The sequence below is a fragment of the Streptomyces sp. NBC_01317 genome (genome assembly GCF_035961655.1).
Lineage (GTDB): Bacteria > Actinomycetota > Actinomycetes > Streptomycetales > Streptomycetaceae > Streptomyces.
Genome location: NZ_CP108393.1, coordinates 5,622,230 through 5,646,162 on the forward strand (window position 1 = coordinate 5,622,230; position 23,933 = coordinate 5,646,162).

Genomic DNA, 23,933 nt, shown 5'->3' on the forward strand with positions numbered 1-23,933 from the left:
TCCGAAACTCTTATTGCACATCTTATGCAAGTGCACGCTAACAGCAAGAGGACTCCGATGCGGGCAGGTGCCTTGTGACACCCCCGACAAGCCGCTGACCTCCTCTTTGTGGGCGTCCGACGGTGATCGGGCCAGGCCGGCCGGGTTACGGTCGGGCTGTCCCCCCGCCCGGAACACGCCACGGCCTGCCCGGCGCACCCTGACGACCGCCGGAGTCCCCATGAGCACCGCCGCCCCCGCCCCCCGTACCGGAGTGGTCCTCGCCGATCTCCTCCCGGCCCACCGCGCCCGCGCGCGCGACCTCGCCCTGGTGGTCGGCGGCGCCGTCCTCACCGGCGTCGCGGCCCAGCTCTCCGTGCCGGTCCCCGGCTCACCGGTGCCGGTCACGGGACAGACCTTCGCCGCGCTGCTCATCGGCGTCTCCCTCGGTGCCCGCCGCGGCTTCCTCTCCCTGGCCCTGTACGCGCTGCTCGGCATGGCCGGGCTCCCGTGGTTCTCCGAAGGCGCCTCCGGCGTGAGCTTCCCGACCCTCGGTTACGTCCTCGGGATGCTGCTCGCCGCGACGGTCGTCGGCGCACTGGCCCGCCGGGGCGGCGACCGGTCCGTCGTCAGGACGGCCGGGACGATGGTCCTGGGCTCCGCGATCATCTACGCGGTCGGCGTCCCGTACCTCGCCGTGTCGGCGGACATGTCGCTGAGCGCCGCCGTCTCGGCCGGCCTGGTGCCGTTCCTGCTGGGCGACGCGCTCAAGGCCGCGCTGGCGATGGGCGCGCTGCCCGCCGCGTGGAAGCTGGCCGGCCGCCGGGGCTGACACGGACCGTCCCGGCCCCCGATGACGGTCACCCTGCGACACCCGTGCCACACTCGGAGCATGCGCGTGTACCTCGGTTCCGACCATGCCGGCTTTGAACTCAAGAACCACCTCGTCCAGTGGCTCAAGGCCCAGGGCCACGACCCCGTCGACTGCGGGCCCCACATCTTCGACGCCCAGGACGACTACCCGCCGTTCTGCCTGCGCGCCGCGGAGCGTACGGCGGCCGACCCGGACAGCCTCGGCATCGTGATCGGCGGCTCCGGCAACGGCGAGCAGATCGCGGCCAACAAGGTCAAGGGCGTACGGGCCGTCCTCGCCTGGAGCGAGCAGACGGCGGCGCTCGGCCGTGAGCACAACAACGCGAACGTCATCTCCGTCGGCGGCCGGATGCACACGGAGGAGGAGGCGACCTCCTTCATCGCGACCTTCCTGACCACGCCGTACTCGGGCGAGGAGCGGCACGCGCGCCGGATCGAGATGCTCGCGGAGTACGAGAGCACCCACGTCCTGCCGCCGATCCCGCCGCACCACCCGCGGCAGGACTAGCAAGGCCGGCAGAACCCCACGACCCCTGTGCCGCCGGGCACCCCTGAACGGCCGCCCGGCGGCACCGTCATGCCGACAGCACTTCCGAGGAGACCACCGTGCCCGAGGGGCATACGATCCACCGCCTCGCCGAGGACCACCTCGACCGCTTCGGCGGCCGGCCGGTACGGGTCAGCAGCCCGCAGGGCAAGTTCTCCGACAGCGCGGCCCTGCTCGACGGCCAGGTCCTCGACACGGTGGACGCCCACGGCAAGCACCTCTTCCTGGGCTTCGGACCGGGCGGCTGGGTCCACATCCACCTCGGCCTGTTCGGCAAGGTCGCCCTCGGGGACGCGCCCGCCCCGCCGCCCACGGACACCGTCCGGCTGCGCCTCGTCTCCGCCACGGCGTACATGGACCTGCGGGGTCCCACGACCTGCGCCCTGATCACCGATCCCGAGAAGCGGGCGATACACGACCGGTTGGGCCCGGACCCCCTGCGCCCGGGCGACGACGGCGAGAAGGCGTGGGCCCGGATCTCCCGTTCCCGTACGACCGTCGCCGCCCTCCTCATGGACCAGAAGGTCATCGCCGGGGTCGGCAACGTCTACCGCGCCGAAGTCCTCTTCCGGCACGGCATCGACCCGTACCGCCCCGGCAAGGACCTCACCCGCGCCGAGTGGGACGCGATCTGGGCGGACCTGGTGGAGCTGATGCGCGAGGGCGTACGGAACAACCGCATCGACACCGTCCGCCCCGCGCACACCCCCGAGGCCATGGGCCGGCCGCCCCGCGTGGACGACCACGGCGGCGAGGTCTACGTCTACCGCAGGGCGGCGCTGCCCTGCCTCCTCTGCGGTACGGAGATCCGTACGGCACCGCTAGCCGCCCGCAACCTCTTCTGGTGCCCGCGCTGCCAGAGCGCCGACCCCGCTTCTTCTTAGCCGGGGGGTGCTAGAAGCCGTGCGGCAGCCACGGGGCGACGTCCGAGCCGAAGGCCGTCGACGCCTCCGCCAGCGCGCCCGGGCGCAGTTCGGTCACCCGGCCCGCGCCCGCCAGCGAGATCAGCGACACCCCGCCCAGATACGCCGCGCCCAACTCCCGTACCGACAGGGCCAGATCGGCCTGGTCCGCCGTACGGACGCAGGACGCGCCCTTCGTGTCGCCGGTCAGCCGCCAACGCCCCTCGTTCCAGGGGCAGAAGGTGTCCTTGACCTCCACCACGACGTCCACGGGCGTCCGGTACGTACGTGCCTCCAGCGCCGCGCCCACCTCCACCAGCCGTACGTACAGCGCGTCCCTGACCTGGAGACCGCAGCGCCGCACGTCCGAGACCAGGTACTGGAAGGGATCGTCCAGGGGCCGGTTGCGCGCCCGGACGGTCGAGGTCAGGTCGATGCCGAAGAGGAAACGCCAGAGTTCGCCGTACGCCTCCGCGTCGCGCGCGTACAGCTCACGCAGCTCGACCGTGCCCTTCGGGCCCGAGCGGTCCCACTCCGGCTTCACGCGGTAGAGGGTGAACCCCGCCACCTCGCCGTCCCTCTCCACCAGCACACACTGGAGCGGCGACATCCCGTCCTGCTCGCGCTCGCCGTTGACGACGGGCAGCCGCTCCCAGCCGGGCCCGCGGGCGATCATGCCGGGCCGTACCGGGACCTGCGAGGCGTAGACCTTCTCGCACGCGGCCTGTACGGCGGGGTCGTTCGGCCTGACCTGCCGCAGCCGGACCCGGCCGGCGTTCCCGGCGGGGGCGGCCGGGGGAATCCGTACCCGTGCCGTGTCGATCTCCGCGGACAGCTCCTGCGTCGCCGCCGCGTACCCGAACCGCCCGTAGATCGCCGGTTCCGACGCCGTCAGCACCGCGAGCGGCTCGCCCCACGCCCGTACGTCGTCCAGCTGGCGCCGCATCATCGCCGAGAGCACCCCGCGCCGCCGGTACGTCGGCGCCACGCTCACCATCGTGACCCCCGCCGCGTCCACGCGCGCGCCGCCCGGCACCGTGAGACCGAAGCGGAACGCCCCCGCCGTCGCGACGCACTCGTCCTCGTCCCACGCGCCGATGAAGCGCCCGAACTCCGTGAGGTCCCGCCACAGGGCACGTTCCTGGGAGATCTCGGAGACACCGCCGAAGGCGTGTTCGAGCACGGTGTACCAGCGGTTCCAGTCGGCCGGCACCAGCTCGCGCAGATCAGTCGTCATATGCCATGAGTAGCAGGGGTACGACGATCGGGCGACCCGATTTCGAACACAATGTCACGGGGGTCCCCCTGCACGTGGGGCAGGCGGATGGATAGGGTCCACAACAATGGCCGGTAACGCGAGAACGGACTCCTTCACGGCCCGGATGCGCAGAACGCTGCACCGGGGCCGTATCGCCCTGCGCAAATCAGGGGTCGACTATTTCCGCGGGGACGGGTCCGACTGGATCGCCCTCGTGGGGCTGTTGCTCACCGTTCCGGTCATCGCCGTCGTCACGGTCGCGGTCCCGGTCTGGTGCGCGCCCTCCACCCTCGTCCTGCCCATCGTGGCCGGCGGTCTGCTGCTGCGGCCCGCCAGCCTGCTCGGCCTGTACGCCGCCGCGGCCACCGCGCTGATCGTCGAGTCGGTCGTCCTCGGCCCGTACACGGAAGGCACCGGCCGGGTCACCCCCGGCGTGGTCCTGGTCGTCGCGGCCTGCGGGCTCTTCGGCCTGCTGATCGCCCAGTTCAGAGCCCGGGTCGGGGTGCCGTGGCGGCGCGGCGGGACGATGCTCTTCGACCTGCGCGAACGCATCCGCGTGCAGAGCGCGCTGCCGCAGCTGCCCAAGGGCTGGCACCACGAGATGGCGCTGCGCCCGGCGGGCGGGCAGTCCTTCTCCGGGGACTTCGTCGTGGCGGCCCGTACGCACGGCGGGCGCACGCTGGAAGTGGTCCTCACGGACGTGTCCGGCAAGGGGATGGACGCGGGCTCGCGGGCGCTGCTGCTGTCCGGTGCCTTCGGGGGCCTGCTCGGGTCGCTCCCTCCGCACGGCTTCCTCCCGGCGGCCAACGGCTATCTGCTCCGCCAGGACTGGGACGAGGGCTTCGCGACCTCGATCCACTTGGTCCTCGATCTGGACTCCGGCGACTACGAACTGCTCTCCGCCGGCCACCTGCCCGCCCTCCAGCTGCACGCGGGCAGCGGCCGCTGGGACGAGATGTCGGGGGAGGGCCCGCTGCTCGGTGTCTACGACGCGGCGCAGTTCGACCCGGTGAAGGGCTCGTTGCGGCCAGGTGACGTCCTGATGTTGTTCACGGACGGTCTGGTGGAGGCCCCGGGCCGCGATCTCGCGGAGGGGATCGACCGCCTGACCGGCGAGGCCGACCGGTATGTGGCGGGCGGGTTCGAGGGGGCGGCGTGGCATCTGATCGAGGCGGTGGCGAAGGACGTCAACGACGACAGGGCGCTGCTGCTGATCTGCCGCGAGGCGTGACGTTCCCCTTCCGTAAGACTTTCCCGGCCTCCGGCGGGGCTCCGAAGGGCGAAGCTGGGGCGGTCACGCGCGTACCCGCGCGGACCGGGCAACCCGGAATGGAACAGAACATGGTGGTTCGCGGAGTCGGCGGGGTCATTCTGTGCGTGCTGGGAGCGCTCTGGATCGCCCAGGGCACGGGCGCGGTGAGCGGCTCGGGCATGTCGGGCAAGAGCCAGTACGCGTTCCTGGGCGCCCTGGTGGTCCTGGTGGGCGCGTATCTCCTCTACCAGGCCTGGCGCATCCGGGGCCGCACGCGCCGGTGAGCGGCGGGCACGTCAGGCGGTGTCGGGGGCCTCACACACCCAGGTGAGCAGCGTGTACGTACGCCCCTTGTCCGTGACGGTCTCCGGCGGCGCGTCCGTGAGCCGGAACCCGGCCGCGCGGGCCACCGCCATGCTCGGGTGATTGTCCGGCTCGATCTCCAGCACGACGCGGGGCAGCCGCGCCACGCCCAGCGCGTGCGCGACGACGAGCCGCACCGCCCGCACGGCGAGCCCCCGCCCCCGGTGCGCGGCGCCGACGGCGTAACCGATGCCGCCGGTACGGCGGTTGAGAAGCACCTCTCCGAGGGCGCGGCCCCCGTCGACGGTGACGGCGAGGTGCAGGGCCCTGCCCTCCTCCCGCGCCCGCCGGGCCCGGCGCAGATACGCGCGGGCGGCGGCGAGGTCGAAGGGCGCGGCGAGCGGGGTACGAAGGGCCACGCCGGGCTCGTCGAACAGCTCGACCATCACAGGGAGATCGTCCTCGGTCCACTCCCGCAGCACCAGCCCGCCGCCGGGCGGGGGAACCGCCAACGGCCCCCGGGGCGCGTGCGCCTGGTTCTCGTCCATGGCCCTCCTACCGCCCGCCCGCGACCCGTAGCACCGTGCCCGTCGTGTACGAGGCGTCGGGGGAGAGGAGCCAGGTGATCGCGGCGGCGATTTCGTGGGGTTCGCCCGGGCGGCCCAGGGGGATCGTGGGGGCCGCCTTGGCGGGGCGGTCGGGGTCGCCCATCGTCGCGTGCATCTCGGTGTTGATGATGCCGGGCGCGACCGCGTTGACGCGGATGCCCTCGGGGCCGAGTTCCTTCGCCAGGCCGACCGTCAGGGAGTCGGTGGCCGCCTTCGTCGCCGCGTAGTGGACGTATTCGCCGGGACTGCCCAGCCCGGCGGCGGTGGACGAGACGTTGACGATCGCGCCCGAGCCCCTCGCTCCCATGTCCCGGGCCGCCCTGCGGCAACACAGCAGGTAGCCCAGGAGGTTCACCTCCAGCACCCGCCGCAGGTCGGCGGTGCGCGTGTCGGCGAGCCGGCCCAGCGGGCCCGTCACCCCGGCGTTGTTGACCAGGTTGTTCACCGGCCCCAGCGTGGCCGTGGCGACGTCGAACAGCCGCTCCACGTCCGCCTCGTCGGCGGTGTCCGCCCGTACGGTGACACACCGCGCCCCGGCCGCCCGCACGGCGAGCGCCGTCGACCCGGCGGCGGCGCCGTCACTGACGTACCCGAGGACCAGGTCGTGCCCATCGGCCGCCAGCCGGACGCACGTCGCCGCGCCGATCCCCCGACTGCCCCCGGTGACGATGGTGACCGGACGTGACACGCGTTGCCTCCCGTGATCCCCGTGATCGCCGCGATCACTGTGGCGTGATCGCTGCGGACCCAGTCGTACCGCATCGCCCACACCCCCGGCCACCAGGGGCCCGGGTCAGCCCACCGGCTCCTTCTCCCGCACCGCCGCCGCCCCGCCACTCCCGCCCGCCGCCCCAGGCGCCCGCCCGCCCGGCAGCAGCCGCGCCAGCCAGTGCGACCGGCCCGCCGCCAGCGGCCCGAGGACCGCCAGGACCAGCACATAGCCCGCGATGAACGGCGCCAGCCGCTCGTCCAGCGCGGCCCCCGCCGCCATCGTCGCCAGGATCAGGGCGAATTCGCCGCGCGCCAGCAGCGTCGTGGAGATGTTCGCCGCCGGCCCCGCGCCGAAGCCGTTGATACGGGCCGCCGCCAGCCCCGCGATCACGTTCATCACCAGCGTCACCGCCACCGCCGCCAGCACCGGCCACAGCACCGTCGGCAGATCGCCCGGGTTGATCGACAGGCCGAACGCGAAGAAGAAGATCGCGCCGAACGCGTCCCGCAGCGGATGGACCAGCTTCCGGATCCGCTCCCCCGACGACGTACTGCCCAGCATCAGGCCCACCATGAACGCGCCGATGGCGTCCGCGACCCCGAACCACTCCGAGACCCCCGCCACGAACACGGCCGCGCCCAGGAAGGAGATGACGAGCAGTTCGTCGTCCTTCGTGTCGATCAGCCGCCCCACCACCTTCGTCCCGAACCGCGCCGCCAGCGCGAGCAGCAGCAGGAACCCGAAGGCCTTCCCGCCGTCCAGCAGCGCCGCCCGGACGCTGTCCGCGCCGGACAGGATCGGCTGGAGCGCCGCGAGGTAGAGCGCCAGGAAGATGTCCTCGACCACGATGATGCCCAGGATCGGCTTCGTCTCGGGATTGCCGATCCGGCCCAGGTCGACCAGGACCTTCGTGACGATCGCGGACGACGAGATGCCGAGCACCCCGGCGAGCACGAGCGCCTCCGACGTTCCCCAGCCCAGCGCGAAGCCGAAGCCCAGCCCCGCGCCGACGTTCAGCGCCAGGTACGCGCCCCCGGCGAGGGCCATCTTCCGGCCGCCCGCCTTGAGGTCGTCCAGATGGAACTCCAGGCCCAGGTAGAAGAGCAGCAGGACCAGGCCGAGGGCGGAGAGCATCTCCAGGTCGTGCGGGTCGGAGACGAGCACGATGCCGGGGGTGTGCGGGCCGAGGAGGATCCCGGCCAGGATGAACAGGGGGATCGTCGGCAGCTCGATCCGGCTGCCGAGGCGGGCGAGCAGGGCGGCGGCGAGAAACGCGCCGCCCATGGCGATGAGGGTCTCCGCGTGTCCGATGGGCTTTCCTCCGTCGGCTTGAGTCAAGGGCAGGTCAAGGAATCGTCACTAGTTACTTTACCAAAGAGTTTAACAAGCAACTTTTCCTGCCCGGCGGCGCCCCGGTAGGGCTACCCCCACCCCCGGGCCGCCGGGCACCGCCATGGCCCGCCCCCACCCCCGCTCACTAGCGTCAGGAGGGCAGTGACCGGCGGTACGGACCGGCGGTACGGACTGGAAAGGGCGGACGCCATGGGATTACGACGCACACGCACCCGGCGAAACAGTGAAGGCGACCCCCGCACCGGCGGCGGAGAGCACGGCATCGCCGTCGAACTCCGCGACGTACGCCGCCAGTACGGCCGCGGCCCCGCCGCCGTCCACGCCCTGCGCGGCATCGACCTCGCCCTCCCGCGCGGCAGCTTCACGGCCGTCATGGGCCCCTCGGGCTCCGGCAAGTCCACGTTCCTCCAGTGCGCGGCCGGTCTCGACCACCCCACGTCCGGCTCCGTCCGGCTCGGCGGCACGATCATCACCGGCATGAACGAGACCCGGCTCACCGAACTGCGCCGTACCCGCCTCGGCTTTGTCTTCCAGGCGTTCAACCTGCTGCCGGCGCTGACCGTCGGCCAGAACATCGAGCTGCCCACGCGCCTCGCGGGCCACCGCCCCGACCGGCGCCGTACCGCCGAGATCCTCGGCCGGCTCGGCCTCGCCGGCAAGACCGGGCGCCGCCCCGCCGAACTCTCCGGCGGCCAGCAGCAGCGCGTCGCCATCGCACGCGCCCTCGTCAACCAGCCGGACGTCGTCTTCGCCGACGAGCCGACCGGCGCCCTCGACACCTCCACGGCGGCCGAGATCCTGTCGCTCCTGCGTACGGCCGTGGACTCCCTCGGCGCGACGGTGGTCATGGTCACCCACGACCCGGCGGCGGCCGCCTATGCCGACCGTGTCCTCTTCCTCGCCGACGGGCTGATCGCGGACAGCCTGCCCCGCGCCGACGCGGCCCGCATCGCCGCCCGCATGATCTCCCTCACCGCACCGGCCTTCTCCCATACGGGTGCGGCGGCCTGAGACCTGCCCGGCGGCGGGGTACGGCCGGTACAGTCCGGCCATGCCGCACCTGACCCTGCCCGAGGTCGAAGCCCTCGCCCGCGAGGCCCACGCCACCCAGACCGACAAAGCCGGCCGCCCCTACACCGAGCACCTCGGCGCGGTCGCGGAAGGGGTACGGACCAGGGGCGGGTCCGACGAACAGATCGCCGCCGCCTGGCTGCACGACGCGGTCGAGGACGAGGCGCTGTCACGGGAGTGGCTCGCCGCCGCCCCGCTGCCCCGGCCGGTCAAGGACATGGTCCTCGCGCTCACGAAGGTGAAGGGCGAGGACCTCCGTACGTACACCGCACGGATCCTGGCCACACCGGGCGCGCTCCTCGTCAAGGAGTCCGACCTCGCGCACAACGCCGACCCGGCCCGGCTCGCCGTACTGGACGAGCCGACCCGGACCCGGCTCACCGAGAAGTACGCGACCGTACGACACCTGCTCGGCCTGACGCGGTAGGAGCGGCGGCCTTCCCGCCCACCGGGCCCGCCCCGCCCGCCGCCACGACGTCCCGGCGGAACGCCCACGTCATCTCCGGCTCCATGGCGAAGCGGAACAGCCGCCGTACCGGGGGAGTGCACAGCAGGGTCACCGCCACGGCCGCCACGAGCGACACGACCACCTCCCCGGCCGGATCGGACAGCCAGGGGTACGTGTCGAAGAGCCCGGCGAACACCGCGCCCTTGACCAGGAATCCGTGCAGCAGATAGCCGCAGATCGTGCCCGCGCCCAGCACCGTGAACCACATCCCGCGCCGGGGCACCCAGGCCAGGAAACCGGCCGACAGCACCACCGAGCAGCCGAAGAGGACGAACGTCATCACGGGCCCGGCCCACCACGGGCCGCCCTGCTGCTGGGCGCTGGTGCTGTGGTAGAGCCAGCCGGTCCGCATCCGGGGCGCCGCGGCGTACGCGAACACCAGCGCGCCCGCGAACAGCGGCACCGCCAACTTCCGCACCTCGGGCCGCCGTACCAGCTGGAAGTGTTCCGGCCGCAGGCTCATGCCCAGCACGAAGTACGGCAGGAACTGCAACACGCGCTGGAGGTTGAGGTCGTCGCCGATGTCCGGGGCCAGCGACGCCAGCGCCGCGATCACGAGTGCGACGGGCAGCGGGTGGCGCAGCGCGCGCCAGATCGGCGCGGTCAGCCGCCAGATGAACAGCGCGGCCAGGAACCAGGTGAGGTACCAGGGGTCGAGCAGGCTGACGGGGTGGCCGGGAGTGTCGTCGGCATACCGCTTGAAGAGGGAGTAGCCCGCCTCGAACACGACATACGGCACGGCTATGCCGGTCAGCAGCCGCCTGACCTGGTGCGGGCGCCCGGTGAAGCTCCGGGAGAAGTACCCGGAGACGATGATGAAGGCCGGCATGTGGAAGCCGTAGACGACCAGATACAGCGCCTTGGTGGCGCGGCTGCCGTCCATGACCGGTTCCCAGGCGTGCGCGACGGCCACGAGCACGATGGCCAGGTACTTGGCGTTGTCGAAGAAGGCGTCCCGCTGGGCGGGTCTCGGCGTGTCGGCCACAGCGGAAGCATCAGTTCCGGTGGGGGACTTCGGCTCTGGTGCCGGAGAGGTCTGAGGGAGTGGGGTCCTGTCATAACCGTGGGGAGCCTGGAACATCTGCCGCACCCTAGCCGCGCGCAAAGTGATTCGTAAAACCTTCCCGACCTGCTCGGGGGCGGGAATGGGCGCACGTCTGACACCACCGACAACTGCCCCTTATGCCCCAATTAATCAGCGTTAAAGGGGGCATAGGGGCAACCTTGATCAACTCCGCGGGGCCCGAGGTGGCGCCGCGTCAAATGCCAACTGATCCACTCCGCGAACCGTCCGCGAGTGACAGGAAAATGAGCTGTGGATTAAATGTGCGCACGGCCGGGTGTCGGACCGAATTCGCACGGGTATTCATCTCCCGCCGGGCGTGGCGGAGTGGGACGCGATCCGGCGCGCGGGGCGCGCGATTGGCGAGAACTTGACGTCGATGTTTCGTCACGGGGCAACATCAACAAGGCCGTTGATGGCACGATGGTCGGAGCGAGGCGGACCGACGGAGGGTGTGATCAGTTGTGGCCATTTCACTGTCTGTGGTGGTGCTGTTGGCGATCATCCTCGTGGTGCTGATCCGGGGCGGCTCCCTCAAGGGCGGACCGGCGGTCGTCGCCGTGCTGTTCGGCTTCTTCCTCGCGTCCACGAACATGGCGCCGGCGGTGAACCGGACGCTCAACTCGATAGCGGACACGATCAGCAACATCACGTTCTGACGGGGCCGGCGTCCTGACGCCGAGTCGGCCGGTGAACGCGAACGGCCCGACCGGTGGCTTGCGCACACGGGCCGGGCCGAAGCTGTGGAGCGGGCGACGGGAATCGAACCCGCGTAGCTAGTTTGGAAGACTAGGGCTCTACCATTGAGCTACGCCCGCACAACGCGCGCCGCCGGTCCGGTGACCGTGGCACGAACAGCATCGTAGCGGGTCACCGCCGCTCCCCGCACATCACTTGGCGCCGGTGCGGCGCACCGCTCCCCGTCCCCCTTCTCCCGCCCTTCCCGTCAGCACGGCCGGAAAAGGCGAACGGAGCGCCTTCGGGCATGTACCCTACGTGTCGCACCAACGGGGTGTGGCGCAGCTTGGTAGCGCGTCCGCTTTGGGAGCGGAAGGTCGTCGGTTCGAATCCGGCCACCCCGACCAGTAGCCCGACCGCCCGTGGCCCGACCGCACGGACAAGCACGAACAAGATCGCGTTGTGGGGCCCTTCCCGCTTGCGGTTACTATGCAAGCTGCGTGCCTGTGTGTCTGAAGAGTCTCTGAAGGATCTGACGAAGCCGGGCCGAATCCGCTGTGGCCGCCGCGAGTGCGGCGGAGGCAGCAGAACCCCAGAATCAGCCACCAAGGAGACCGAACCGTGAAGAGCGCCGTGGAGACCCTGAACCCGACTCGGGTTCGGCTCACAGTCGAGGTGCCCTTCGAGGAGCTCAAGGACAGCCTCGACGCGGCGTACAAGAAGATCAACCAGCAGGTCACGGTGAAGGGCTTCCGCAAGGGCAAGATCCCGGCCCGGGTCATCGACCAGCGGTTCGGCCGTGGTGCTGTGCTGGAGGAGGCCGTCAACGACGCCCTCCCGAAGTTCTACACCGAGGCCGTCAACGAAGGTGAGCTGAACGTCCTCGGCCAGCCCGAGGTCGACATCACCGAGCTCAAGGACGGCGAGCTGCTGTCCTTCACCGCCGAGGTGGACATCCGCCCCGAGATCGAGATCCCGGACTACTCCGGCATCGAGGTCACCGTGGACGCCGTCGAGGTCACCGACGAGGACGTCGACAAGTCGGTCGAGCAGCTCCGCGACCGCTTCGCGACGACCAACGTGGTCGAGCGCGCCGCCGCCGAGGGCGACGTCGTGTCGATCGACCTGGAGGCCAAGGTCGACGGCGAGGTGCTGCCCGACGGCGTGGCCAGCGACGTGTCGTACACCATCGGTTCCGGCGAGCTGCTCGACGGCATCGACGAGGCCGTCATCGGCCTGGAGGCCGGCGGCGAGGCCACCTTCACCTCCGAGTTGAAGGGCGGCGCCGCCGAGGGCCAGCCCGCCGAGGTCACCGTCAAGGTCCTCACGGTCTCCGCCCGCGAGCTTCCCGAGCTGGACGACGACTTCGCCCAGACGGCGAGCGAGTTCGACACCCTCGAAGAGCTCAGGGCGGACAGCCGCAAGCGCCTCGAGAACATGAAGCAGTACGACCAGGCCACCCAGGCCCAGGAGCGCGTCCTCGAAGAGCTGCTGAAGCTCGCCGAGGTGCCGATCCCGGAGAAGCTGCTCGCGGACGAGATCAACACCCGCAAGCACAACCTGGAGCACCACCAGCTCGGTCAGATGGGCCTCGACCTCGCGAAGTACCTGGAGATCCAGGGCAAGACCGAGGAGGAGTTCGAGGAGGAGACCAAGGAGCAGGCGGTCAAGGGCATCAAGACCCAGTTCATCCTCGACGAGCTGGTCAACAAGGAGAAGCTGAACGTCAGCCAGGAGGAGCTCACCGAGCACCTCATGCGCCGCGCGCAGTCCTCCGGCATGTCCCCGGACCAGTTCGCCCAGGCGGTCGTCGAAGGCGGCCAGGTCCCGATGCTCGTCGGCGAGGTCGCCCGCGGCAAGGCGCTCGCCGTGGTGGTCGAGTCGGCGAAGGTCATCGACACCAACGGTGAGACCGTCGAGCTGGACGACGACGAAGAAGAAGTCGCCGAGGCCGGCGAGACCGCCGAAGCCGTCGAGACGGCCGCCGCCGACCAGGGCGACGACGAGGGCAAGGCCGAGAAGGCCGACAAGACCGACGCCTGATCCGCCCCGCAGGCCGCACTGAGGACGGGCCCCGGACGCGACACGCGCCCGGGGCCCGCCCCTTCCGCCGGGCGGACACCCACCACCGCCCGCCCCGGAGCGCCCCTGGCGGCCCCCGGAGAACCCCGGAGGCACGGCGAGGGCCCGGGCGCCCCCCAGGCCCTCTCAGAGCCGTACGGAGCCCCAACTGCCTTGCGCTCCCAGCGAACAGTCACGGAAGCGGGATGGCCCTCGCCGACCAGCGCGTTAGGGTCCATGAATACGAGGGCAGGGGAGTCCCCCGACCCTCGGAACGAAGACGCTGAGACGGCCGCAGCCGTCAGAGACGAGCAGGTGGATACGTGACGAATCTGATGCCTTACGCCGCCGGTGAGCCGTCCCTCGGTGGTGGCCTCGGCGACCAGGTCTACAGCCGGCTGCTCGGAGAGCGGATCATCTTCCTCGGCCAGCAGGTCGACGACGACATCGCCAACAAGATCACGGCGCAGCTCCTCCTCCTCGCGGCCGAGCCCGAGAAGGACATCTACCTCTACATCAACAGCCCGGGTGGATCCGTGACGGCCGGCATGGCTGTCTACGACACCATGCAGTACATCCCCAACGACGTGGTGACCATCGGCATGGGCATGGCGGCCTCCATGGGCCAGTTCCTGCTGACCGGCGGCACGGCCGGCAAGCGCTTCGCGCTGCCCAACACGGACATCCTCATGCACCAGGGCTCCGCGGGCCTCGGGGGCACGGCCTCCGACATCAAGATCCAGGCCCAGCAGCTCCTCCGTACGAAGAAGCGCATGGCCGAGATCACGGCCCGCCACACCGGCCAGACCGAAGAGGCGATCATCCGCGACGGTGACCGCGACCGCTGGTTCACCGCCGAGGAGGCCGTGGCCTACGGCATCATCGACGAGATCATCACCGCCGCTTCGCACGTTCCGGGCGGCGGCGGCACCGGGGCCTGAGCCCCACGGCCCCCGCCCCGGACCAGCCCCCGCAGCCCCGCCCAGCGAACGCCACCAGGATGGTGAACACCCACATGAACAACAATCCCGCGAGTTACTCCGCGAGCGGCCTCTACACCGGCCCGCAGGTGGACAACCGCTACGTCATCCCGCGCTTCGTGGAGCGCACCTCGCAGGGCGTGCGTGAGTACGACCCGTACGCGAAGCTCTTCGAGGAGCGCGTGATCTTCCTCGGCGTGCAGATCGACGACGCGTCCGCCAACGACGTCATGGCACAGCTCCTGTGCCTGGAGTCGATGGACCCGGACCGGGACATCTCGATCTACATCAACAGCCCCGGCGGCTCGATGACGGCCCTCACGGCCATCTACGACACGATGCAGTTCGTGAAGCCCGACATCCAGACCGTGTGCATGGGACAGGCCGCCTCCGCCGCCGCCGTGCTGCTCGCCGCCGGCACCCCCGGCAAGCGACTGGCCCTCCCGAACGCGCGCGTGCTGATCCACCAGCCGTCCAGCCAGACCGGCCGCGAGCAGCTCTCCGACCTGGAGATCGCGGCCAACGAGATCCTTCGGATGCGCGCGCAGCTGGAGGACATGCTGGCCAAGCACTCGACGACGCCGATCGAGAAGGTCCGCGACGACATCGAGCGCGACAAGATCCTCACCGCCGACGACGCACTCGCGTACGGCCTGGTCGACCAGATCGTGTCGACCCGCAAGACGACGGCCGCCGCTGCGGCCGCCTGAGGCTCCCGGCGCCCTCGGCGCGGGTCGCACGGGTCACGATCGGACGCCGCGTACGGTACGGCGGAGTCCCACGACCTTGTGAACCGCGCCAAGGGGGGCCCGAACGGGGGCCCGGGCAAGGTACCGTCGGATATGAGGCACAGGAGCCGCTGAACCAAGCTGCTCCCAGGCGAAGGGGAAGCACCTCGTGGCACGCATCGGTGATGGCGGCGACCTGCTCAAGTGCTCGTTCTGCGGGAAGAGCCAGAAGCAGGTGAAGAAGCTCATCGCAGGTCCCGGTGTCTACATCTGCGACGAGTGCATCGACCTCTGCAACGAGATCATCGAGGAGGAGCTGGCGGAGACCTCCGAGGTGCGGTGGGAGGAACTGCCCAAGCCTCGTGAGATCTACGAGTTCCTGGAGGGGTACGTCGTCGGGCAGGAGCCCGCGAAGAAGGCCCTCTCGGTGGCGGTCTACAACCACTACAAGCGCGTCCAGGCCGGCGAGAACGGCGGCGGGGCCGGCCGCGACGACGCGATCGAGCTCGCGAAGTCCAACATCCTGCTGCTGGGCCCCACGGGCTCCGGCAAGACGCTGCTCGCCCAGACGCTGGCGCGCATGCTGAACGTCCCGTTCGCCATCGCCGACGCGACGGCGCTGACGGAGGCCGGCTATGTCGGCGAGGACGTCGAGAACATCCTGCTCAAGCTGATCCAGGCGGCCGACTACGACGTCAAGAAGGCCGAGACCGGGATCATCTACATCGACGAGATCGACAAGGTCGCGCGCAAGAGCGAGAACCCGTCGATCACGCGCGACGTCTCGGGCGAGGGCGTCCAGCAGGCCCTGCTGAAGATCCTGGAGGGCACGACGGCCTCGGTCCCGCCGCAGGGCGGCCGTAAGCACCCTCACCAGGAATTCATCCAGATCGACACCACGAACGTCCTGTTCATCGTGGGCGGCGCGTTCTCGGGCCTGGAGCGGATCATCGAGTCGCGGGCCGGCGCGAAGGGCATCGGCTTCGGTGCCACGATCCGCTCGAAGCGCGAGATCGAGGCGAGCGACCAGTTCCAGGAGGTCATGCCGGAGGACCTGGTGAAGTTCGGGATGATCCCCGAATTCATCGGCCGCCTGCCGGTCCTGACGTCGGTGCACAACCTGGACCGCGAGGCGCTCCTCCAGATCCTGGTCGAGCCGCGCAACGCGCTGGTGAAGCAGTACCAGCGCCTCTTCGAACTCGACGGCGTGGAGCTGGACTTCGACCGCCCGTCGCTGGAGGCGATCGCCGACCAGGCGATCCTGCGCGGCACGGGCGCGCGGGGGTTGCGCGCCATCATGGAAGAGGTCCTCCAGTCGGTGATGTACGACGTGCCGTCCCGCAAGGACGTGGCGCGGGTGGTCATCACGGAGGACGTGGTCCTCTCGCACGTGAACCCGACGCTGGTCCCGCGGGAGCCGCGCATCGTCAAGAACGACGGCCGCCACGAGAAGTCCGCGTAACGCGCGGCAGCGGCCACCCGGTACACGACAGGGGCGCCCGACCGGTTCACACCGGTTCGGGCGCCCCTGTCATGTGGCGGAAGTCCGTCAGAGCTTGACGCGCACGTCGTTCCGCAGCTTGGCGGCGATGGCGGCGGCGTCCTGGAGCGGCGCGCTCTTGCCGGTCACCGCGTTCGCCACCTCGACATAGGTGACGGAGGCGACGGTGCTGTGGTCGCCCCAGATGCACATCGGGAAGGAGATCTCCGCGGGCCCGCCGGCGGCGTCGCCGGAGTCGCTGGTCTTCACCTTGATCTCCTGGCACTTCATGACGGCGTTGTCGAGCCCGGCCGGCGTGAACGCCTTGGGACTGCCGACGAGCGTGCCGATGGAGCTGGTGTCCGCGTCCTTCTCGGACTGCGTCTTCAGGTACGCGAACATCGCGTCGACGGTCTTCTCCGGGTCGGCGATCTGACCGTAGGCGCCGCTGAAGGTCAGCACCTTGCCGGCCAGCGGGTTCGCCTCGTCCCCCGACTTGTAACTGGCGCTCGCGTCCTTGGCGTTCTTGACACCCCACGTCTCGGCGTCCTTGAGGTCGCTCTCGCTCATGCCGGTGTCGCCGCTCTGGGCCTTGTCCTTCTTGTACGTCCCGCCGATCACGGTCTCCGGGGCGCTGAGCTTGTGCGCCCCGTCGTCGGCGACGGACGACCCACCGCCACTGCTGTCCCGCGTCACGAAGTACGCGCCCCCGGCTATCACCGCGAGAGCCACCACGACCACCCCGATGATCAGCCCGGTCCGCTTCTTGGGCGCGGGGCCCGGAGGGGGCGGGAAGGGGCCGCCGCCGTACGGAGGCTGCTGCTGCGGCGGCTGCCCGTACGGCCCCGGCTGCTGTCCGGGCGGGCCGTACGGTCCTGGCTGCTGGCCCGGCTGCTGCGGGTAGCCGTACCCCGGCTGGGGCTGGCCCTGCGGCGGGACCCCGGGCTGCTGCGGGTAACCGTAGCCGGGCTGCGGCGGACCCTGCGGCGGCTGCTGGCCGTAGGGACCCGGCTGACCGTACGGTCCTGGCTGCTGAGGCTGCTGCCCACCGTACGGGCCCGGCTGGTTGTAGCTCATGTGATCTGTCCCCTCCAGATGCTTTATGCGATGCGAACATCCTGACGGAAGGGTCACCCCTGGGGATCGCCGGGGGCGGCACCGTTACGGAACATCTCGTTTCAGGACACGGCCGTGACACCTCTAAACTGGGCCCGTGACCGAGAACGCTCAGCACCCGCAGCCAGCCAGCACCCCCGAACTGCCGACCCAGTACGCGCCGGCCGAGGTGGAGGGGAAACTGTACGAGCGCTGGGTAGAACGCGGTTACTTCGAAGCGGACGCGAAGAGCGAGAAGCCTCCGTACACGATCGTGATCCCGCCGCCGAACGTCACGGGCAGCCTGCACCTCGGGCATGCCTTCGAGCACACGATCATCGATGCCCTGACCCGCCGTAAGCGGATGCAGGGGTACGAGACGCTGTGGCAGCCCGGCATGGACCACGCCGGTATCGCCACGCAGAACGTTGTCGAACGCGAACTCGCGAAAGAGGGCAAGTCCCGGCAGGACCTGGGCCGTGAGGCCTTTGTCGAGCGGGTCTGGCAGTGGAAGGAAGAGTCCGGCGGCCAGATCTCCGGGCAGATGCGGCGGCTCGGTGACGGCGTCGCCTGGTCCCGTGAGCGGTTCACGATGGACGAGGGACTGTCCGAGGCCGTCCAGACCATCTTCAAGCGGCTGTTCGACGACGGGCTGATCTACCGCGCCGAGCGGATCATCAACTGGTGTCCGCGCTGCCTCACCGCGATCTCCGACATCGAGGTCGAGTACCAGGACGACGACGGCGAACTGGTCTCGATCAAGTACGGCGAGGGCGACGAGACACTGGTGGTCGCCACCACCCGCGCCGAGACGATGCTCGGTGACACGGCCGTCGCGGTCCACCCGGACGACGAGCGGTACGCGCACCTCGTCGGCAAGCGGATCAGGCTGCCGCTGACCGACCGTACGATCCCGGTCGTCGCCGACACCCACGTCGACCCCGAGTTCGGCACCGGCGCGGTCAAGGTCACCCCGGCCCACGACCCGAACGACTTCGAGATCGGCCGGCGGCACGACCTGCCGAACATCACGGTCATGGACGAGCGGGCCGTCATCACCGTTCCCGGGCCCTTCCAGGGACTCGACCGGTTCGAGGCGCGCTCGGCGATCGTCGCCGCCCTGCGCGCGGAAGGCCGGATCGTCGCGGAGAAGCGCCCGTACGTCCACTCCGTCGGCCACTGCTCGCGCTGCAAGACGACCGTCGAGCCCCGGCTCTCCCTCCAGTGGTGGGTCAAGGTCGCCTCGCTCGCCAAGGCGGCCGGTGACGCGGTCCGCGACGGACGTGTCGCGATCCACCCCAAGGAGATGGAGTCCCGCTACTTCGCCTGGGTGGACGACCTCAGGGACTGGAACATCTCGCGGCAGTTGTGGTGGGGCCACCGGATCCCGGTCTGGCACGGCCCGAACGGTGAGACGGTCTGCGTCGGTCCGGACGAGGAGCCGCCGACGGGTGAGGGCTGGAGCCAGGACACCGATGTCCTGGACACCTGGTTCTCGTCCGCCCTCTGGCCGTTCTCGACGCTCGGCTGGCCCGAACAGACCCCGAGCCTGGAGAAGTTCTACCCGAACTCGGTTCTGGTCACGGGCTACGACATCCTCTTCTTCTGGGTCGCCCGGATGATGCTGTTCGGCCTGTACGCGATGGACGGCACCCCGCCGTTCCACACCATCGCGCTGCACGGCATGGTTCGTGACCAGTTCGGCAAGAAGATGTCCAAGTCCTTCGGCAACGCGGTCAATCCGCTGGACTGGATGGACAAGTACGGCTCCGACGCGGTCCGTTTCACACTCGCGCGCGGTGCCAACCCCGGTGTCGATGTGCCGATCGGCGAGGACTGGGTCCAGGGCTCCCGCAACTTCGCCAACAAGATCTGGAACGCCACCCGCTTCGCGATGATGAACGGCGCGACGGTCGAAGGCCCGCTGCCCGCGCCCGAACAGATGTCGGCCACCGACCGCTGGATCCTGTCGCGGCTCGGCGAGACCGTCGCCCAGGTCGACGCGTACTACGACGACTACCAGTTCGCGAAGCTCTCGGACACCCTGTTCCACTTCGCCTGGGACGAGGTCTTCGACTGGTACGTCGAGCTGTCCAAGACCACCTTCTTCGACGGCGGCGAGCAGGCCAAGGTCTCCGGCCGGGTCCTCGGTGAGGTCCTCGACGTGACCCTGCGCCTCCTGCACCCCGTCGTCCCCTTCGTCACCGAGACGCTGTGGACGACGCTCACCGGCAAGGAGTCGGTTGTCATCGCCGACTGGCCGGCCGACAGCGGGTTCCGCGACCAGGACGCCGAGCGGGAGATCGAGCACCTCCAGCAGGTGATCACCGAGGTCCGCCGCTTCCGCGCCGACCAGGGTCTCCAGCCCGGCCAGAAGGTCCCGGCCCGGCTCGACCTGTCCGGTACGTCCCTGGCCGCGCACGAGGCGGCCATCCGGCAGGTGCTCCGGCTCCAGCCGGAGGGCGACGGGTTCCACGCCACCGCGACCCTGCCGGTCGCGGGCGCGACGGTGGGTCTCGACCTGTCCGGGACGATCGACGTCGAGGCCGAGCACAAGCGGCTGACGAAGGACCTGGGCGCGGCCGAGAAGGAGAAGGCGCAGGCGACGGCCAAGCTCGGCAACGAGGCGTTCCTGGCGAAGGCGCCGGACAACGTCGTGGACAAGATCCGTACGCGCCTGGCCAAGGCCGAGACGGACATCGAGCGGATCACCGCGCAGATCGCGGGCCTGCCGCAGGGCTGAGCACACCTGTTCCCGTCCGCCGGACGGCCGAAATCGGCCCGTCCGGCGGACGGGGACGGCGCGCTCCGTAGACTGGACGCGTGAGTGAGCACCGTCCTTCCGACCAGCCCGGTGAGTACGACGAGTTTGACGAGATCGTCGGCGCCGAGACAGACCGAGACCCCGACCTCGCGGTGATCGAGGCAGGCAGCCGCACCCTGCGCGCCCAGGCCGGCCCGCGGCGGGGTGACGAGGTGCCGTCCCGTCCCGAGGACCCCGAGGTGGACAAGGCGCTGCGCGCCGTCGAGCAGGAGCTCGCCGGGCGGTGGGGGGAGACGAAGCTCGACCCCTCGCTGGCGCGGATCGAGGCCCTGATGGACGTGCTGGGCGACCCCCAGCGCGCGTACCCGACGATCCACATCACCGGTACCAACGGCAAGACGTCCACGGCCCGCATGATCGAGGCGCTGCTCGGCGCGTTCGAGCTGCGGACCGGCCGGTACACGAGCCCGCACGTCCAGTCGGTCACCGAGCGGATCAGCCTCGACGGCGCGCCGATCCCGGCCGAGCGCTTCGTGGAGACGTACGACGACATCAAGGCGTTCGTCGAGCTGGTCGACGCGGCGCAGGAGCACCGGCTGTCGTTCTTCGAGGTGCTGACGGGCATGGCGTACGCCGCGTTCGCGGACGCGCCGGTGGACGTGGCGGTCATCGAGGTCGGCATGGGCGGCAGCTGGGACGCGACGAACGTCATCGACGCGTCGGTGGCCGTCGTGACCCCCGTCGACCTGGACCACACGGACCGGCTCGGCTCGACGCCCGGCGAGATCGCCGTGGAGAAGTCCGGGATCATCAAGGCGGGCGCGACGGTCGTCCTCGCGCAGCAGCCGGTGGACGCGGCGCAGGTGATGCTGAAGAAGGCCGTCGAGGTCGACGCGACCGTGGCCCGCGAGGGCCTGGAGTTCGGGATCGTCGCCCGGGAGATCGCCGTCGGCGGGCAACTGCTGACGCTGCGCGGCCTCGGGGGCGAGTACGAGCAGGTGTTCCTCCCGCTGTACGGCGCCCACCAGGCGCACAACGCGGCGGTGGCGCTGACGGCCGTGGAGGCGTTCTTCGGGGTCGGCGCCGAGCACGCGCGCCCGCTAGACATGGACACGGTCCGCAAGGCGTTCGCGTCGGTCTCCTCGCCGGGTCGTCTGGAGGTGATGCGGCGTTCGCCCACGGTGGTGCTGGACGCGGCGCACAACCCGGCGGGCGCGCGGGCGGCGGCCGACGGCATCACCGAGTCGTTCGGGTTCAGCCGCCTGATCGGCGTGGTCGGGTCGAGCGAGGGCAAGGACGTGCGCGGGGTGCTCGAAGCGCTGGAGCCGATCTGTACGGAGCTGGTGGTCACGCAGAACTCCAGCCACCGCGCGATGGACGTGGACGAGCTGGCCGCGGTCGCCGTCGAGGTGTTCGGCGACGAGCGGGTGGTGGTCGAGGCGCGGCTGGACGACGCGCTGGAGGCGGCGATCACGCTCGCCGAGGACGACGCGGAGTTCGCCGGGGCCGGTGTTCTGGTGACGGGTTCCGTCATCACGGTGGGCGAGGCCCGGCTGCTTCTGGGAAGGCGCTGAATTCGATGCGTACGCTCTGTGCGTCCACTCTGATCGCTGAATTCTTCGTCATCGGATTCGCCGGACTGGTCGCGATGAAGTCGGGCGATCTGTCGACGGGAACGGTCTGGACGGTCTGCGGGGTCGCGATGCTCCTGTCCGTTCTGCTCTGCGGTCTGATCACCCGCCCCGGCGGAGTGGCGCTCGGCTGGGCGTTCCACATCGCGCTGATCGCCGGCGGAGTGGTCGTACCGGCGATGTTCGTCCTCGGCCCGGTTTTCACCGCGCTGTGGTGGGCGTCGGTCCATTACGGCAGGGTCATCGACGAGACGAAGGCCCGGTGGGCCGCCCAGGCGGCCGAGTCCCCCGTAGAGGCTGACGCTGCGTAATGGGGGTTGTCGGGAGCCCTGTAGCCTCTGAGCACCCGCATCCCGCACCCGAAGGAGCCCGTACCGTGAGCCGTACGCTCGTCCTGCTCAAGCCCGATGCCGTCCGCCGCGGACTGGTCGGCGAGATCATCGGCCGTATCGAGCGCAAGGCGGGCTGGACCATCGCCGCGCTGGAGCTGCGCACGCTCGACCACGAGACGCTGGAGCAGCACTACGGCGAGCACAAGGGCCGGCCCTTCTACGAGCCGCTGGTCGAGTTCATGGCCTCGGGCCCGGTCGTCGCCCTGGTGGTCGAGGGCGAGCGGGTCATCGAAGGCGTACGCGCCCTCGCCGGGCCGACTGACCCGATCGCCGCAGCGCCAGGGTCCATCCGGGGGGACTTCGGCACGATTGTCCGGGAGAATCTCATCCACGCTTCGGACTCCGAAGAGTCCGCCATTCGGGAACTGAAGCTTTTCTTCCCCGGACTTTCCTGACCGCGTGTCAGCCAAACGGCCGTGAAGCCCTGGGGCGACCGAAGGAATTCGGTCGCCCTGCGGCATATGAGAGCCGATTCCGGGAACGCAATGGTGCGAAACATCGTCACCTTTACTGAGGTGGGCCACCGCGCCGTCTGCGTGCGGGCGGCACTACGATGACCCTCCAAGCCACAGCACCCACCTCGCCCTCCTGAAAAGCCGTCACACGCTTCGTTCGGGAAGGCCAGACGCATCCTCATGGGGAACAACATGTCGTTCATCGGCCGTGACATGGCTGTCGACCTCGGGACCGCCAACACGCTGGTGTACGTCAGAGGCCGGGGGATCGTCCTCAACGAGCCGTCCGTCGTCGCCATCAACACCAACACGGGCGGCATTCTCGCGGTCGGCGCCGAAGCGAAGAAGATGATCGGCCGGACGCCGGGCAACATCGTTGCCGTCCGGCCGCTGAAGGACGGTGTCATCGCCGACTTCGAGATCACCGAGCGCATGCTGCGGTACTTCATCCTGAAGATCCACAAGCGCCGCTATCTGGCCCGCCCGCGTGTGGTCGTCTGTGTGCCCTCGGGCATCACGGGCGTCGAGCGCCGTGCGGTCATCGAGGCATCCACCCAGGCGGGCGCACGCCAGGTCCACATCATCGAAGAGCCCATGGCCGCGGCCATCGGCTCCGGACTCCCTGTCCATGAGGCCACGGGCAACATGGTCGTCGACATCGGCGGTGGCACCACAGAGGTCGCCGTCATCTCGCTCGGCGGGATCGTCACAGCGCAGTCCATCCGGGTCGCCGGGGACGAGCTGGACAACGCGATCATCCAGCACATCAAGAAGGAGTACTCCCTCCTCCTCGGTGAGCGGACCGCCGAGAGCATCAAGATCACCATCGGTTCCGCGTACGACCTCGACAAGGACGAGCACACCGAGATCCGCGGCCGCGACCTCGTCTCCGGGCTCCCGAAGACCGTGGTCATCTCCGCGGCCGAGGTGCGCAAGGCCATCGAGGAACCGGTCAACGCGATCGTCGACGCCGTGAAGACGACGCTCGACAAGTGCCCGCCGGAGCTGTCGGGCGACGTGATGGACCGCGGGATCGTGCTCACCGGTGGCGGCGCCCTCCTGCGCGGCCTCGACGAGCGGCTGCGCCGGGAGACCGGCATGCCCATCCACATCGCCGAGAACCCGCTGGACTCCGTCGCCCTCGGATCCGGCAAGTGCGTCGAGGAGTTCGAGGCGCTCCAGCAGGTCCTGGACGCCCAGCCGCGCCGCTGAACACACCGCGCCGGACACGCGCGTCCCC

23 protein-coding genes and 2 tRNA genes are annotated in these 23,933 nt (G+C 70.2%); 18 read left to right on the forward strand and 7 right to left on the reverse strand.

Annotated features, from left to right (window positions below; all coding sequences use genetic code 11):
- The first annotated feature begins 220 nt into the window (after positions 1-220).
- The 3 genes from OG349_RS24420 (at position 221) to OG349_RS24430 (ending at position 2,283) form a co-directional block, all read left to right on the forward strand.
- Positions 221-811 carry a biotin transporter BioY gene (locus OG349_RS24420; RefSeq protein ID WP_327236635.1) on the forward strand — a complete coding sequence of 197 codons (591 nt, stop codon included), beginning with the start codon at positions 221-223 and terminating at the stop codon, positions 809-811.
- Positions 812-871: 60 nt separating this feature from the next.
- Complete coding sequence (locus OG349_RS24425; protein WP_327236636.1) at positions 872-1,360, forward strand: ribose-5-phosphate isomerase; 489 nt, start codon at positions 872-874, stop codon at positions 1,358-1,360.
- A 98-nt stretch (positions 1,361-1,458) separates the two neighbouring features.
- The gene (locus OG349_RS24430) at positions 1,459-2,283 is read left to right on the forward strand and encodes an Fpg/Nei family DNA glycosylase (RefSeq protein WP_327236637.1); all 825 of its coding nucleotides are present in this window, start codon (positions 1,459-1,461) and stop codon (positions 2,281-2,283) included.
- A 10-nt stretch (positions 2,284-2,293) separates the two neighbouring features.
- Here the strand turns inward: OG349_RS24430 and OG349_RS24435 are convergent, their stop codons facing one another.
- The gene (locus OG349_RS24435) at positions 2,294-3,538 is read right to left on the reverse strand and encodes a GNAT family N-acetyltransferase (protein ID WP_327236638.1); all 1,245 of its coding nucleotides are present in this window, start codon (positions 3,536-3,538) and stop codon (positions 2,294-2,296) included.
- 106 nt (positions 3,539-3,644) lie between these two features.
- On the opposite strand from OG349_RS24435, the gene OG349_RS24440 reads away from it, so the two are divergent.
- The gene (locus OG349_RS24440; protein WP_327236639.1) at positions 3,645-4,790 is read left to right on the forward strand and encodes a PP2C family protein-serine/threonine phosphatase; all 1,146 of its coding nucleotides are present in this window, start codon (positions 3,645-3,647) and stop codon (positions 4,788-4,790) included.
- A 110-nt stretch (positions 4,791-4,900) separates the two neighbouring features.
- Positions 4,901-5,095 carry a hypothetical protein gene (locus OG349_RS24445; RefSeq protein WP_327236640.1) on the forward strand — a complete coding sequence of 65 codons (195 nt, stop codon included), beginning with the start codon at positions 4,901-4,903 and terminating at the stop codon, positions 5,093-5,095.
- 12 nt (positions 5,096-5,107) lie between these two features.
- Here OG349_RS24445 and OG349_RS24450 read toward each other — a convergent pair whose 3' ends face one another.
- The 3 genes from OG349_RS24450 to OG349_RS24460 form a co-directional block, all read right to left on the reverse strand.
- Positions 5,108-5,662 (reverse strand): GNAT family N-acetyltransferase, encoded by a 555-nt coding sequence (locus tag OG349_RS24450; protein ID WP_327236641.1) that lies wholly within the window; start codon positions 5,660-5,662, stop codon positions 5,108-5,110.
- 7 nt (positions 5,663-5,669) lie between these two features.
- Complete coding sequence (locus OG349_RS24455) at positions 5,670-6,410, reverse strand: SDR family oxidoreductase (RefSeq protein ID WP_327236642.1); 741 nt, start codon at positions 6,408-6,410, stop codon at positions 5,670-5,672.
- 105 nt (positions 6,411-6,515) lie between these two features.
- Positions 6,516-7,718, reverse strand: coding sequence for a cation:proton antiporter (locus OG349_RS24460; RefSeq protein ID WP_327238702.1), 1,203 nt, complete (start codon positions 7,716-7,718; stop codon positions 6,516-6,518).
- A gap of 258 nt (positions 7,719-7,976) precedes the next feature.
- Between OG349_RS24460 and OG349_RS24465 the strand changes: the two genes are divergently transcribed.
- Both OG349_RS24465 and OG349_RS24470 read left to right on the forward strand, forming a co-directional pair.
- Entirely contained in the window at positions 7,977-8,798 is an 822-nt protein-coding gene (locus OG349_RS24465; RefSeq protein ID WP_327238703.1) for an ABC transporter ATP-binding protein, read from the forward strand.
- A 40-nt stretch (positions 8,799-8,838) separates the two neighbouring features.
- Entirely contained in the window at positions 8,839-9,285 is a 447-nt protein-coding gene (locus tag OG349_RS24470; protein ID WP_327236643.1) for an HD domain-containing protein, read from the forward strand.
- Here OG349_RS24470 and OG349_RS24475 read toward each other — a convergent pair.
- The gene (locus OG349_RS24475; protein ID WP_327236644.1) at positions 9,236-10,447 is read right to left on the reverse strand and encodes an acyltransferase family protein; all 1,212 of its coding nucleotides are present in this window, start codon (positions 10,445-10,447) and stop codon (positions 9,236-9,238) included. The genes OG349_RS24470 and OG349_RS24475 overlap by 50 nt on opposite strands.
- 446 nt (positions 10,448-10,893) lie before the next feature.
- Between OG349_RS24475 and OG349_RS24480 the strand changes: the two genes are divergently transcribed.
- Positions 10,894-11,088 carry a hypothetical protein gene (locus OG349_RS24480; protein ID WP_161311462.1) on the forward strand — a complete coding sequence of 65 codons (195 nt, stop codon included), beginning with the start codon at positions 10,894-10,896 and terminating at the stop codon, positions 11,086-11,088.
- Between the two features lie 85 nt (positions 11,089-11,173).
- Here OG349_RS24480 and OG349_RS24485 read toward each other — a convergent pair.
- Positions 11,174-11,247 (reverse strand) — tRNA-Gly (locus OG349_RS24485).
- Positions 11,248-11,437: 190 nt separating this feature from the next.
- On the opposite strand from OG349_RS24485, the gene OG349_RS24490 reads away from it, so the two are divergent.
- The 5 genes from OG349_RS24490 (at position 11,438) to clpX (ending at position 16,338) form a co-directional block, all read left to right on the forward strand.
- Positions 11,438-11,514: transfer RNA gene (locus OG349_RS24490), tRNA-Pro, on the forward strand.
- A gap of 214 nt (positions 11,515-11,728) precedes the next feature.
- Positions 11,729-13,150: a trigger factor gene (gene tig, locus OG349_RS24495; protein ID WP_327236645.1), complete on the forward strand. Its 1,422-nt coding sequence runs from the start codon at positions 11,729-11,731 to the stop codon at positions 13,148-13,150.
- A 353-nt stretch (positions 13,151-13,503) separates the two neighbouring features.
- Positions 13,504-14,109 (forward strand): ATP-dependent Clp protease proteolytic subunit, encoded by a 606-nt coding sequence (locus OG349_RS24500; RefSeq protein ID WP_327238704.1) that lies wholly within the window; start codon positions 13,504-13,506, stop codon positions 14,107-14,109.
- Positions 14,110-14,168: 59 nt separating this feature from the next.
- Positions 14,169-14,858 carry an ATP-dependent Clp protease proteolytic subunit gene (locus OG349_RS24505; protein WP_327236646.1) on the forward strand — a complete coding sequence of 230 codons (690 nt, stop codon included), beginning with the start codon at positions 14,169-14,171 and terminating at the stop codon, positions 14,856-14,858.
- Between the two features lie 187 nt (positions 14,859-15,045).
- Complete coding sequence (gene clpX, locus OG349_RS24510) at positions 15,046-16,338, forward strand: ATP-dependent Clp protease ATP-binding subunit ClpX (protein ID WP_161311458.1); 1,293 nt, start codon at positions 15,046-15,048, stop codon at positions 16,336-16,338.
- Positions 16,339-16,425: 87 nt separating this feature from the next.
- On the opposite strand, the gene OG349_RS24515 is transcribed toward clpX, so the two are convergent.
- Positions 16,426-17,433 (reverse strand): hypothetical protein, encoded by a 1,008-nt coding sequence (locus tag OG349_RS24515; protein WP_327236647.1) that lies wholly within the window; start codon positions 17,431-17,433, stop codon positions 16,426-16,428.
- A 136-nt stretch (positions 17,434-17,569) separates the two neighbouring features.
- On the opposite strand from OG349_RS24515, the gene OG349_RS24520 reads away from it, so the two are divergent.
- The 5 genes from OG349_RS24520 to OG349_RS24540 all read left to right on the forward strand — a co-directional run bounded on the left by OG349_RS24520 (position 17,570) and on the right by OG349_RS24540 (position 23,905).
- Positions 17,570-20,194: a valine--tRNA ligase gene (locus tag OG349_RS24520; RefSeq protein ID WP_327236648.1), complete on the forward strand. Its 2,625-nt coding sequence runs from the start codon at positions 17,570-17,572 to the stop codon at positions 20,192-20,194.
- An 80-nt stretch (positions 20,195-20,274) separates the two neighbouring features.
- Positions 20,275-21,789, forward strand: a complete 1,515-nt coding sequence (gene folC, locus OG349_RS24525) for a bifunctional tetrahydrofolate synthase/dihydrofolate synthase (protein WP_327236649.1) — start codon at positions 20,275-20,277, stop codon at positions 21,787-21,789.
- 5 nt (positions 21,790-21,794) lie between these two features.
- Positions 21,795-22,157 carry a DUF4233 domain-containing protein gene (locus OG349_RS24530; RefSeq protein WP_327236650.1) on the forward strand — a complete coding sequence of 121 codons (363 nt, stop codon included), beginning with the start codon at positions 21,795-21,797 and terminating at the stop codon, positions 22,155-22,157.
- A gap of 65 nt (positions 22,158-22,222) precedes the next feature.
- Positions 22,223-22,633 (forward strand): nucleoside-diphosphate kinase, encoded by a 411-nt coding sequence (gene ndk, locus OG349_RS24535; protein ID WP_327236651.1) that lies wholly within the window; start codon positions 22,223-22,225, stop codon positions 22,631-22,633.
- A gap of 252 nt (positions 22,634-22,885) precedes the next feature.
- A complete protein-coding gene (locus tag OG349_RS24540; protein WP_041996374.1) occupies positions 22,886-23,905 on the forward strand; it encodes a rod shape-determining protein in 1,020 nt (339 codons plus the stop codon).
- Positions 23,906-23,933 lie beyond the last annotated feature (28 nt).